This window comes from Pseudomonas sp. (assembly GCF_048265905.1).
Classification (GTDB): domain Bacteria; phylum Pseudomonadota; class Gammaproteobacteria; order Pseudomonadales; family Pseudomonadaceae; genus Aquipseudomonas.
The window spans coordinates 1-12,048 of record NZ_JBLXAP010000018.1 but is presented as its reverse complement, the minus strand read 5'-3'; the positions used below and the strand labels follow the sequence as shown (position 1 = coordinate 12,048).

Genomic DNA, 12,048 nt, shown 5'->3' with positions numbered 1-12,048 from the left:
AGCTCTGGCCGTCAGCTACAAATGACGGATGAAAAAACTCATCCGCCTTTGCATCGGTCCGAAAGGATTGGCATCCAGCAGTGCGCTGGTGCGCTAATCAATCTGCGCTGAGCAGTGATACTGACTTGATTTGCAGCCAAACCTGCTGCTGCGGCAAGAGCTTTAGCTTGTCGAACGAATAGCGGGTGATTCGCGCCACAATCTGTTCATCACCCACCGTCGTATGAACCAGCACCTGTGCTTGGTCCTCAACTGTAACGGTGCTGATGATCTGTGCCGGGATCAGGTTGAGAATACTGCTGGCATCGGCTTTTTGCAGGCTGATACTGACGTCACGCGCCTTGATCTTGACCCTCACCTGCTGGCCATTTTCAAGCATCGAGTGTGGCAGTTTAAGTAGGCTGTCGCTGCCGTTTAAGCGAATACTCAGCAACTGATAAGCCTCGTCGTAGTCGCTGACGTGACCATCAACCACCGCTTCGGCGTCCGCCTCGAAAATAAACGGCAAATCATCCCGGATCAGCGTCTGCTTTAGCGGGCCAGCAGCTTGTACCTGGCCTTCTTCGAGTACGACAAGGTGGTCAGCCAAGCGGCCAATTTCATCTGCGGAATGGCTGACATAGATGACTGGAATCTGCAGTTCTGCATGCAGACGCTCCAGATATGGCAGCACTTCAGATTTGCGCTTGGGGTCGAGCGCGGCCAAGGGCTCGTCCATCAATAGCAACTCGGGGCTACACAGCAGCGCACGGGCAATCGCCACGCGTTGCCGCTCACCGCCCGAGAGTTTGTCGGGCATGCGTTGTAGCAAGTGGCTGATGCCGAGCAACTCGACAGCTTGTTGTAGCGGGACTTTGCGGCGCTCGCGCGCGATTCGTTTCAAGCCGTATTGAAGATTGCCCTGCACACTCAGGTGCGGAAATAAATTAGCATCCTGGAAGACGTAGCCAATTGCGCGTTTATGGGGCGGTATAAACACGCCATTTTGGCTATCTTGCCAAACTTCGCCATTGACCTTCAGATACCCGGTCTCGGGCTTTTCCAGCCCGGCAAAGCAGCGCAGGCAACTGGTTTTCCCAGATCCTGAATGACCAAAAAAGCCAGTGACGCCGGCGCCCGGAAGTTGTAAATCAACATCCAAAGTAAAGCTGCTGTGGCCAAGTTTGAAGCGCGCTTGAATAGGCCCGAAACCTGAGGCCTCGGCTTTATCCAGCGCGGAGTACTTGCTCACGATTGCCAGCTCTTATTCGTCTGGCGGCTAGAGTACAGCGCGAGCAGCACAATAAACGAAAACAACAGCATTCCACCCGCCAGCCAATGCGCCTGAGCGTATTGCAGGGTTTCGACATGATTGTAGATTTGCACTGACACAACCTGGGTCCTGTTTGGAATATTGCCGCCAATCATCAGCACCACGCCAAACTCACCGACCGTGTGCGCAAATCCTAAGATAGACGCCGTGATAAAGCCCGGGCGCGCCAACGGTATTACCACTGAGAAGAATGTATCCAGCTTGCTCGCGCGCAGTGTCGCTGCGGCCTCGAGGGGAGCATTGCCAATCGACTCGAAGGCATTTTGCAGAGGTTGCACAACAAAAGGCAGCGAGTAAAACACCGAGCCGATCACCAGCCCGGTAAAGCTGAATGTCAAAATTCCCAGCCCCAGGCTTTCGGTGAGTTGCCCGATGTAGCCATTGGGACCGAGGGCAATAAGCAAATAAAAGCCGATAACGGTCGGAGGCAAGACCAGCGGCAATGCGACGATGGCGCCAATGGGGCGCTTTAACCATGAGCCTGTGCGTGCCAGCCACCAAGCGATTGGTGTGCCGATAAGCAGCAATAGCACGGTGGTCAGCGATGCCAGTTCAAGGGTTAGCCAAATGGCGCTTAAGTCGTCGCTGTTAAGGGGCATTACGCAGGCTCAGGTCTCAAATCTTGTAGCCGTAAGACTTGATGATCGCCTTGGCCTTAGGGCCTTGCAGGTAATCAGTCAGGGCTTTAGCTGCCGGGTTATTCGCGCCTTTCTTGAGGATCAGTGCGTCTTGTTTAATCGGTTGATAGTAAGTCTCAGGCACCAGCCAAGCTGAACCGCTGGTGATTTTGCCATCTTTATACACTTGCGACAGTGCAACAAAACCCAGCTCAGCATTACCTGTTGAGACGAACTGCAGGGCTTGAGTGATGCTTTGGCCCTCAACGATCTTGCCCTTGAGGCTATCAGTCAGGCCAAGCTTGCCTAAGGTTTCGGTGGCTGCTCGACCGTATGGCGCGGCTTTTGGGTTTGCCATCGCCAAATGGTTGAACGCGTTTTGCTTGAGTACAGCACCTTGCTCATCTACATAACCGGATTTGGCTGACCATAAAACTAAAGCGCCGGTGGCGTAGGTAAAGCGTGAGCCAGCAACAGTATTACCCGCTTGTTCGAGCTTGGTTGGGGTCGTGTCATCAGCGCTAAAAAAAACCTCAAACGGCGCGCCATTGTTGATTTGCGCAAACAGTTGGCCAGTAGCACCGAATGCGGGGACAACGGTGTTGCCGGTGTCTTTCTCAAACTCGACAGCAATCGCCTTCATCGGCGCGGTGAAGTTGGCCGCAACGGCGACATGAACCTCATCGGCGAGGGCATAAGTGCTCAGTGCGCCAGTTACGATGATGGCGCAGAGCGCTCTGAGGCGATGGCGAATCATGGACTTCTCCTGAGGTGTGGTGATCGATATATATTTTTGTATATAGCGCCAGACGTATATTTGCCCAAAAACTTACCGCAGGCATGTGGAACAAAGTCTGTTGTGTATCTGGCTGAGCTTATATCGCTATAGACAAAAATATACAGCGATTTTCAGAATCAGGCCCAAATTATTTCCAGTTTAAGCGTCGGCTAACGGTCAGACGTCCATATTCTAAGCGTGGTCATCTTCGCTTCATCAGTCTGTCATCTCCAGCGGAATAAATTATTAGCCAAAACGACCTCCCCACAATGGGGTGCAGGCGCTTTAGTCTGGAGAGATACAAATGGCTGGCTCCCCAACATCCAGTAGCGTTAGCGCTACTCCTGTAAGCGGTATCTCGAAAATTAGCCTGGCCTTCGCTGCCATGCTGATAGCGGTCACGTTGTACTTTATGGTTTGGGGGCTTGAGTACACCCACAGCAACTATGCATTTTTATTCATTCTGGCGACGTTGTTCGGCATTTTTATGGCCTTCAACATCGGCGGTAACGATGTCGCTAACTCCTTCGGTACCAGCGTCGGCGCTGGCACCCTGACAATACGTCAGGCGTTGATGGTGGCAGCGGTATTTGAAGTTAGCGGCGCGGTAATCGCTGGTGGTGAAGTGACCTCAACCATCCGCGGCGGCATTGTTGATTTGGGCGGTATGGCAGTTTCGCCGATGGACTTCGTTTACATCATGATGTCGGCGTTGATCGCGGCGGGCGTCTGGCTGCTGTACGCGACCAAAAAAGGTTATCCCGTCTCAACCACGCATTCGATCATTGGGGCGATTGTCGGTAGCTCGATCGCCTTGGGCATCTTGATGAATGGCACCGAGTCGGCGCTTGCCTTGGTGCAGTGGGACAAAATCGGCCAAATCGCTATTTCTTGGGTGCTCTCGCCGCTACTGGGCGGCGCCGTGGCGTATCTGCTGTATTCGCAGATTAAAAAATACATCCTCACTTATAACGACGAAGCTGAAAGTCAAATAAAGCAGATCCGCGAAGAAAAACGCGACCATCAGCGTCGGCATAAAGAAGCATTTGAGCGGCTCTCGGAAATCCAGAAAATCTCTTACACCCACGCCATGACGCGTGACATGCAAGTGGTCAATGATCGTGATTTTCAAGCTGAAGATCTGGAGTCTGATTACTACCGCGACCTGCAGAAAATCGAGAGCAAGCGTGGTCAGTTGCGTACCCACAATGCGCTCGAAACCTGGGTGCCGATGATTGCCGCGCTCGGCGCGGTGGTTATCTCTTCCATGCTGTTGTTCAAGGGCTTGAAGAACATGAATTTGGGCCTCAGTACGCTCAACAGTTACCTGATTATGGTGATGATTGGCGCGCTGGTTTGGTTGGCTACCTTTATCTTCGCCAAAACCCTGAAGTCTGAGTCACTGAGCCGGGCGACTTTCGTCATGTTCAGCTGGATGCAGGTGTTTACCGCTTGTGGCTTCGCCTTCAGCCATGGTTCCAACGACATCGCCAACGCCATTGGCCCCTTTGTGGCGATTCTTGAAGTGTTGCGCACCGGCGCCATCGGTTCTGAAGCCGCTATACCAACGGCGGCAATGATTACCTTCGGTGTCGCCTTGATTGCTGGCTTGTGGTTTATCGGCAAGGAAGTGATTCAAACCGTCGGCCACAACCTCACGGCATTGCATCCTGCCTCGGGGTTTTCCGCCGAGCTGGCGGCCGCGGCCGTGGTGATGCTGGCTTCGGTGATGGGCTTGCCGGTGTCGAGCACGCACATTCTGATCGGTGCGGTACTGGGTATTGGTTTGGTTAACCGACAAACCAACTGGGGATTGATGAAACCGATTGCGCTGGCGTGGGTGATTACGTTGCCTGCGGCCGCAATTCTTGCCGCGCTCGCCTTTCTTGCCTTGCGAAGCATCTTCTGACGCTGTCTAACCCTGAGGATCTGTCATGACTGATAATTTTAATCTGGATTTCGCTGAGCAAGCCTTGCGCCTGCATGCCGATATTCTTGACAGTTTTGATGAAGAACTTGAGATGGAGTTTGACGATGTTCGTCTCGATCCCTTACTTAAAGAGTTAGGGCATGAGGCGCCAGTCGGCATGGATCGGCGTGTGTACCTGCGCGAGTTGCTGCGCCTGCAGTCAGAGCTGGTCAAACTGCAGGAGTGGGTTGTCGAGCAAAAGCTCAAGGTCGTGGTGCTGTTTGAGGGCCGTGATGCGGCAGGTAAGGGCGGCGCAATCAAACGTATTACTCAGCGCTTGAACCCGCGTGTATGTCGGGTTGCGGCCTTGCCTGCACCGAGCGAGCGTGAGCGCAGCCAATGGTACTTCCAGCGATATACGGCGCACTTGCCCGCCGCCGGTGAAATGGTCCTGTTCGACCGTAGTTGGTACAACCGCGCCGGTGTTGAGCGCGTCATGGGTTTTTGTAATGACGCCGAATATGAAGAGTTCTATCGCAGCGTTCCAGAGTTCGAACGCATGCTGATTCGCTCAGGGATTATCTTGGTCAAATACTGGTTTTCGATCACCGATGATGAACAGTATCGACGGTTTTTGATGCGTATTCATGACCCGCTCAAGCAATGGAAACTGTCGCCAATGGATCTGGAATCGCGCCGTCGCTGGGAGGATTACACCCGCGCCAAGGAAGAAATGCTCAGCCGCACGCATACCGAGCAGGCGCCTTGGTGGATCGTTGAGGCCGACGATAAAAAACGTGCACGGCTCAATTGTATTCAGCACTTGTTGACGCAAATCCCATATGGCCAAACCAAGCAGCCGGAGGTGGTGCTACCCGCTCGGGTCTACAATGCAGATTATCTGCGTTCACCCGTTCCGCAGGAGATGCTGGTGCCGCAGGTATACTGAGCATGTTTTCATTTTGGTGGCGCGGGTGACGTTTTTGCGCGCCTGTGTTGCAGTGCTTTTGTCTACCAACAATTTATGACAGCTAATAAGGGGTCTATGCCTGCCTCGCCAAACGCACGCCAAGCGCCTGAATCCGTCAGCCTGTTCGAGGCATTCCGTTTCTGGCTGAAGCTGGGGCTGATCAGCTTTGGTGGCCCGGCTGGGCAAATTTCAATCATGCATGAAGAGCTGGTGGTGCGCCGTCGTTGGCTGTCCGAGCGACGGTTTCTGCACGCACTCAATTACTGCATGATGCTGCCGGGACCAGAGGCTCAGCAGTTGGCGACCTATATCGGCTGGCTAATGCATCGCACCTGGGGCGGTGTGATCGCTGGAGCGCTGTTTATCCTGCCGTCGCTGATTATCTTGATCCTGCTGTCCTGGCTATATATTGCCTTTGGCGACTTGCCGGTGGTCGCCGGGGTGTTCTACGGGATTAAACCGGCGGTCACCGCTATTGTTATTCAGGCAGCCTATCGAATAGGTTCACGAACCCTGACCAACCCGGTACTCTGGGTGATCGCCGTGGCCGCGTTTTTGGCGATTTTTGCGTTCAATGTTGCCTTCCCGTTGATTGTTTTAGGCGCCGCGGTGACTGGCTACTTTGCCGGACGTTTCTGGCCGCATTGGTTCAGCTCCAAGGGCAGTCAAGACGAGACTAAACAGGCGGGGCTTGGCGCTTTGATTGACGATCAGACGCCTACACCGTCGCATGCCCGCTTTTCAGTGACAGGTTTAATCAAGTTAGGATTTATTGGCGCTCTGCTTTGGCTACTGCCAATGGCGCTGCTGATATTTACATTTGGTTGGGATGGCACGTTGACGCAGATGGCGTGGTTCTTCACCAAGGCGGCGCTGCTGACATTTGGTGGCGCTTATGCGGTTTTGCCTTATGTCTACCAAGGCGCGATCGCGCAGTATGGCTGGTTGACGCCGGCACAGATGATTGACGGCCTGGCCCTTGGTGAAACCACGCCTGGGCCGCTGATCATGGTCGTTGCATTTGTTGGTTTTATTGGCGCCTATGTGCAGCAGGTATTTGGCGCCGAACAGATGTTTCTGGCGGGAGCGGTAGCGGCAATACTGGTCAGCTGGTTTACCTTTTTGCCTTCGTTTTTATTTATTCTGGCGGGCGGGCCGCTGGTGGAGTCGACCCACAATCAACTGCAATTTACTGCGCCGCTAACGGCAATCACGGCGGCGGTGGTTGGGGTTATTCTTAATCTAGCGCTGTTTTTCGCTTACCACGTGCTTTGGCCGCAGGGCTTGAGTGGTGCGTTCGACTGGCCGTCGGCGCTAATAACCGCAGCAGCAGCTGTGGCGCTGCTGCGCTATAAGCGCGGAGTGATTCAGGTGATTGCGCTGAGTGCCTGTTGTGGGTTGCTGGTGCATCTGCTTAGCGCAAGTTAATCACACAGGTACGTGTATTCACATGGAGGGTTTCTGATGAGTAGCGCCACTACTGCGCAGCTATGCAGGGCTCTGTGGCTTAGCTGTTGTTTAGCCATTATTCCGCTTACAGCAACAGCCAGCTGGCGCAATGTTTTGCCTGATGCCGAGCTGGTTGGCCAAGGTGATTTGCGCATCTGGGGTTTTCGCATCTATACCGCGCGGCTATGGAGTGCCCAGCAGCCGTTTGATAGTAGCCAGCCTTTTGCCCTTGAGCTGACTTATCACCGTGAAATCAGTCGTGAGGAGTTTGTTGACGCCAGTCTTGATGAAATTCGCCGCACGTCCGCTGGTCAGGTTAGCGATTCGCAGTTGCAGGCGTGGCGCAGCGAAATGCAGCTTGCTTTCGTCGATATCAAGGAGGGGCAGCGTATCACTGGGGTAAATCTGGCTGAAGGCTGTCAGTTTTATGTGGATGGTCGTCTGCAACATGAGGTGCGCGACCCTGCATTTGCCAAGGCTTTCTTTGCCATTTGGTTTGACCCGAAAACCCGTGACACCGGGCTGCGAAAGCAATTGCTCGGCAGCCGTTGATCGGGGCGGGAGATCAGCTCCAAGAGCGGCCACAACAGCCTGTCAAACTTGTTTTCGAAGATTTAAACACCATATCCATAATGACCGGCTGTCTATTCGTTCATGTCAGTCATTTCGTCGGGGGGCAGACCAACATGGTCGAACAACCCGTAAACCCACAGGTTTCTACCGGTTTTTGGCGCTAACGTGCAACCTGGCATCACGGCTGGCGACCCCGTAACATTCATATGCAAAAGTCCGGCTAGTTTTCTTCATTAAGAAAGAGATAATGCAGCACGGTGATAATTCCAACGACACCGTGTATTTACCTTCCGAGAGGTTCTCCAACGCATGTGGTACAACGGTATTCTCGACTTGTCGGTCTGGCAACTGATCGCAGTCACCCTGCTGATGACACATATTACGATCGTCAGCGTAACGGTATATTTGCACCGTTACTCCGCGCACCGTGCACTTGAGCTGCACCCGGCGCTTAAACATTTCTTCCGCTTCTGGCTGTGGTTGACCACCGCGCAAAACACCCGCGAGTGGACCGCTATCCACCGTAAACACCACGCCAAGTGTGAAACTGTAGATGACCCGCACAGCCCGGTAGTTAAAGGGTTGAGCACGGTATTGCGTAAAGGTGCCGAGTTGTACGCTGAAGAAGCGAGCAACCCGGATACGCTGCGTATCTACGGCAAAAACTGCCCGGAAGACTGGATCGAGCGGAATTTGTATTCACGTTTCCGCTTGGGCGGCGTGGCGATCATGGCGGTTATCGACCTGGCACTGTTTGGTGCAGCCGGCATTACCATTTGGGCTGTGCAGATGATGTGGATCCCGGTGTGGGCTGCTGGCGTCATCAACGGTCTCGGTCACGCTGTTGGTTACCGTAATTTCGAATGCCGTGATGCCGCAACCAATCTGGTGCCTTGGGGGATTTTGATTGGTGGTGAAGAGTTGCATAACAACCATCACACCTATCCGAACTCCGCCAAACTTTCGGTGCGCAAGTGGGAGTTCGACATGGGTTGGGCGTGGATCAAGCTATTCAGTTTCTTTGGTCTGGCCAAGGTTCAGCGCGTCGCCCCTATTGCGCATCGCGTCGAAGGCAAACACAGCCTCGATATGGACACCGCGATGGCGATTCTTAACAACCGCTTTCAGATCATGGCGCAGTATCGCAAGTTGGTGATCGGTCCGCTGGTCAAACAAGAGCTGGCCAAGGCGGATGCCTCAGTCCGTGACCGCTTTCATCGCGCCAAACGTCTGTTGTCGCGTGAGACCAGCTTGCTCAACGATCATCACCAGCTGCGTATTGATGCGATGCTTGAGCAAAGCCATGCGCTGAAAGTCATCTATGAGAAGCGCTTGGCGTTGCAGTTGATCTGGGCTAAAACCAGTTCCAACGGCCACGAAATGCTCGAAGCCATCAAGCAGTGGGTGCACGAGGCTGAAGCCAGTGGTATCCAGTCGCTGCGTGACTTTGCCGCTCAGCTGAAAACCTACTCGTTGCGTCCTACCGCCAGCGTTTAGATGCTCGTTCGTCTAAAAAGCCCGCCGACTGGCGGGCTTTTTGTTTTTATTAGAACTAAACACTATGTTTCATCTCTTATCTAGGCATTTACTAGCAGCAACTCAATGTTAGTACTAACCCATGCTAGGAATAACTCCATGGTTGAGCATAGTCAGCTCCCTACAGAGCTTGAAGAATTAACGCTGGCGTTGTTGCACAGTCGTTCAGAAGTCACGCGTTTACGTGAGCGCGAGCAGTTAATCAGCTCATTATTGGGCAGTATTAATGCTGTGGTCTGGGCACTCGACTGGAATACGCAAAAAGTCATTTACGTAAGCCCAGCCTACGAAGCGGTATTTGGCCGTCCTGCGGCCTCGCTCATGGCGGACTACGGCGAATGGCGCAACTCGATCTATCCGGACGATGTCGAGTACGCCGCTAATAGCCTGGCCAAGGTGCTGCAAACCGGCGCTGTCGAGTCACGCGAATACCGCATTATTCGTGCTGATGGGCAGCTGCGTTGGCTCAGTGATAAGTGCTTTGTGGGCCGTCTGAGCCATGAAGATGAGGCAAATATCGTGGTAGGCATCGCCGAAGACATCACCGAGAAGAAGCAGCTCGAAGGCGAACTCCAGCGCTTGGCAACCACCGATGTACTGACTGAAAGCAGTAACCGTCGGCATTTCTTCGAGTGTGCTCAGCAAGAGTTTGAGCATGCGCGCAAGTTCGGTTCTCCACTGTCTTTCTTGTTACTTGATATCGATAACTTCAAGCTAATTAACGACCAGCACGGGCATCAAGTGGGCGACCAAGTCTTGCGAAAAATGGCTGCCTGCGGTGTCTCGGTCTTGCGGCGAGGCGACTTGTTCGGCCGCGTAGGTGGCGAAGAGTTTGCCGCGCTATTTCCCGGTTGTGAGACTGCTTTGGCCAAGCAAATTGCCGAGCGTCTGCAGCGTGAGATCAAACAGTTGCGATTCAACCACGGTGACATACAGTTCGGGGTTACCGTGAGCCAAGGCCTGACGAGCCTGAATAGCGCAGACATGAGCCTCGACAGTATGTTTGCTCGCGCAGACGAGGCCATGTACAAAGCCAAAAACCAAGGTAAAGACCAGATCGTTCTGGGTTAATCAGCGTGTCGCCGGTTACGTTTCCCTATTGGCGGTATTCCGCCTGTAGGGATACTGCATTCGGCGAGAAAGCGCTTATTTTTTGGTTTTGTTAGACGTAACTTATCTGTTTTTTGCTTTAACTTGTTGTTTTGTAATGTTTTTTTATTTTTTTAAATAATTGGCACAGAATCTGTAACAAAGCCTTCATAAGTGAGTCCGGCGCCCTGTGGCCGGCTGACAATAAAAATGAAGAGACCTGTGCCATGAAGATTTCCTGCCTTTCGCAAAACCTACTCTGCTGCACAATAAGATTCAGGCCCGCAGGCTTAATCCCCTGATTTTTTAGTCCTACCGCTAACGCTTTGCTGGCGCCTATTCGGCTGCCTGAGCGTTGCTGTGTGGGCTTGTAAAGGATTCGGCATGCGTGATGTCTTCGTCCCTGAATGTGTGCGTGTGTTGATGTGTGTCCCTATAACACTGGAGTAAACCATAATGAGAAAAACCACCTTGGCGCTGGCTGTTACTGCCAGCACTTTGGGCTTGTCTTTGAGCCAAATTGCCCATGCTGAGTTTTTGAAAGACAGCACGGCGACTCTTGAAGCGCGCAACTTCTACTTTAACCGCGACTTCCGCGACTCGGGTGCTCCGCAGTCGAAGTCGGAAGAGTGGGCTCAAGGCTTCATTCTGCGTGCTAACTCGGGCTATACCGAAGGCACAGTAGGTTTTGGTGTTGATGCGATTGGCACGTTCGGTTTCAAACTGGACTCAGGCGGTGGCACTGCGGGCAGCGGTTTGCTGGTTCCAGACGGTTCGTCTGGCGGTTCGCAAGATAACTATTCTGGCCTGGCTGTTGCTGGTAAAGCCAAGATTTCCAAGACCGTATTGAAGGTCGGTAGCCTGCAGTACAAGAACCAGGCAATCGCTTCGAGTGATGGTCGTCTGTTGCCGCAGGTGTTCAGTGGTGGCCAACTGGTTTCTCAGGAAATCGAAGGTCTGACCCTTGATGCCGCGCATATTCGTGAAGTTAACAACCGTAACTCCAATGATTACGAAGACATCACTGTCGCCAGCGGCAAGACCCGTGGTATCTCGGTTACTGGTAGCGGCACCACCGATTCGTTTGACTACATCGGCGGTACCTACAAGGTCACCAAACAGCTGACAGCAGGCTACTACTACTCCAATCTGGAAGACTTCTACAAGCAGAACTCTTTCAACCTGGTGCATGTATGGCCGGTTGCTGAAGGTCAGACGTTGAAGACAGATGTGCGCTATGCACATTCGACTGACGACGGTCGTAGCACCATCGACAACGATGCTTACGGCATCATGACAACATATAGCGTTAGCGGTCACAGCTTTGGTCTGGGTTATCAGAGCATGACCGGCGACAGCGGTTTTGCATATGTCGGCAATACTGACCCGTTCTTGGTTAACTATGTGCAGATCAGCGACTTCGCCAACAAGGACGAAAAGTCCTGGCAGGCGCGTTACGACTTTAACTTTGCCTCCATTGGCATTCCAGGTCTGACCTTCATGACCCGCTACCTCAGCGGCGATAATGTTGATCTGGCAACCGCCAACTCGAGCGAAGGCAAAGAGTGGGAGCGCGATACCGAGTTGATGTATGTGTTCCAGGAAGGTGCCTTGAAGAACCTGGGCGTGCGCTGGCGTAATGCGGCTGTGCGCTCGAACTTCGCCAAGGACATCGACGAGAACCGTCTGATCGTGAGCTACACCCTGCCTTTGCTCTAAGCATTTGCAGTTGTAGATATGTCTAGTCCTGAAATAGGTTTACACCTGTTTCACCCTAACGCCCGATGCACCGCATCGGGCGTTTTGTATTTCAGC

At 53.1% G+C, this 12,048-nt stretch carries 10 protein-coding genes; 7 read left to right on the top strand and 3 right to left on the bottom strand.

Going from position 1 to position 12,048, the window contains the following annotated elements; all coding sequences use genetic code 11:
• Positions 1–97: 97 nt before the first annotated feature.
• From modC to modA, 3 genes are read right to left on the bottom strand one after another with little or no spacing between them, the layout of a single operon-like run.
• Positions 98–1,231 carry a molybdenum ABC transporter ATP-binding protein gene (gene modC, locus ACN0UH_RS18045; RefSeq protein WP_417663357.1) on the bottom strand — a complete coding sequence of 378 codons (1,134 nt, stop codon included), beginning with the start codon at positions 1,229–1,231 and terminating at the stop codon, positions 98–100.
• Positions 1,228–1,911: a molybdate ABC transporter permease subunit gene (modB, locus tag ACN0UH_RS18040; protein WP_417663356.1), complete on the bottom strand. Its 684-nt coding sequence runs from the start codon at positions 1,909–1,911 to the stop codon at positions 1,228–1,230. The genes modC and modB overlap by 4 nt, the downstream gene beginning before the upstream one ends.
• Positions 1,912–1,927: 16 nt before the next feature.
• Positions 1,928–2,686: a molybdate ABC transporter substrate-binding protein gene (gene modA, locus ACN0UH_RS18035; RefSeq protein WP_417663355.1), complete on the bottom strand. Its 759-nt coding sequence runs from the start codon at positions 2,684–2,686 to the stop codon at positions 1,928–1,930.
• A 325-nt stretch (positions 2,687–3,011) separates the two neighbouring features.
• Between modA and ACN0UH_RS18030 the strand changes: the two genes are divergently transcribed.
• From ACN0UH_RS18030 to ACN0UH_RS18000, 7 genes are all read left to right on the top strand, one after another.
• Positions 3,012–4,616 carry an inorganic phosphate transporter gene (locus tag ACN0UH_RS18030; RefSeq protein WP_417663354.1) on the top strand — a complete coding sequence of 535 codons (1,605 nt, stop codon included), beginning with the start codon at positions 3,012–3,014 and terminating at the stop codon, positions 4,614–4,616.
• Positions 4,617–4,641: 25 nt separating this feature from the next.
• Positions 4,642–5,565, top strand: coding sequence for a polyphosphate kinase 2 (gene ppk2 / locus ACN0UH_RS18025; RefSeq protein ID WP_417663353.1), 924 nt, complete (start codon positions 4,642–4,644; stop codon positions 5,563–5,565).
• Positions 5,566–5,661: 96 nt separating this feature from the next.
• Positions 5,662–7,014, top strand: a complete 1,353-nt coding sequence (gene chrA, locus ACN0UH_RS18020; protein WP_417663352.1) for a chromate efflux transporter — start codon at positions 5,662–5,664, stop codon at positions 7,012–7,014.
• A 36-nt stretch (positions 7,015–7,050) separates the two neighbouring features.
• Complete coding sequence (locus ACN0UH_RS18015; protein ID WP_417663351.1) at positions 7,051–7,587, top strand: chalcone isomerase family protein; 537 nt, start codon at positions 7,051–7,053, stop codon at positions 7,585–7,587.
• Between the two features lie 330 nt (positions 7,588–7,917).
• Entirely contained in the window at positions 7,918–9,105 is a 1,188-nt protein-coding gene (gene desA, locus ACN0UH_RS18010; protein ID WP_417663350.1) for a delta-9 fatty acid desaturase DesA, read from the top strand.
• A gap of 138 nt (positions 9,106–9,243) precedes the next feature.
• Positions 9,244–10,215: a GGDEF domain-containing protein gene (locus tag ACN0UH_RS18005; RefSeq protein ID WP_417663349.1), complete on the top strand. Its 972-nt coding sequence runs from the start codon at positions 9,244–9,246 to the stop codon at positions 10,213–10,215.
• Between the two features lie 474 nt (positions 10,216–10,689).
• Positions 10,690–11,952 carry an OprD family porin gene (locus ACN0UH_RS18000; protein ID WP_417663348.1) on the top strand — a complete coding sequence of 421 codons (1,263 nt, stop codon included), beginning with the start codon at positions 10,690–10,692 and terminating at the stop codon, positions 11,950–11,952.
• Positions 11,953–12,048 lie beyond the last annotated feature (96 nt).

Coding starts and splice junctions, on each gene's coding strand:
- modB (WP_417663356.1), bottom strand. CDS start 1,911: ATGCCCCTTAACAGCGACGACTTAAGCGCCATTTGGCTAACCCTTGAA.
- ACN0UH_RS18005 (WP_417663349.1), top strand. CDS start 9,244: ATGGTTGAGCATAGTCAGCTCCCTACAGAGCTTGAAGAATTAACGCTG.
- chrA (WP_417663352.1), top strand. CDS start 5,662: ATGCCTGCCTCGCCAAACGCACGCCAAGCGCCTGAATCCGTCAGCCTG.
- ACN0UH_RS18030 (WP_417663354.1), top strand. CDS start 3,012: ATGGCTGGCTCCCCAACATCCAGTAGCGTTAGCGCTACTCCTGTAAGC.
- desA (WP_417663350.1), top strand. CDS start 7,918: ATGTGGTACAACGGTATTCTCGACTTGTCGGTCTGGCAACTGATCGCA.
- ACN0UH_RS18015 (WP_417663351.1), top strand. CDS start 7,051: ATGAGTAGCGCCACTACTGCGCAGCTATGCAGGGCTCTGTGGCTTAGC.
- ACN0UH_RS18000 (WP_417663348.1), top strand. CDS start 10,690: ATGAGAAAAACCACCTTGGCGCTGGCTGTTACTGCCAGCACTTTGGGC.
- modA (WP_417663355.1), bottom strand. CDS start 2,686: ATGATTCGCCATCGCCTCAGAGCGCTCTGCGCCATCATCGTAACTGGC.
- ppk2 (WP_417663353.1), top strand. CDS start 4,642: ATGACTGATAATTTTAATCTGGATTTCGCTGAGCAAGCCTTGCGCCTG.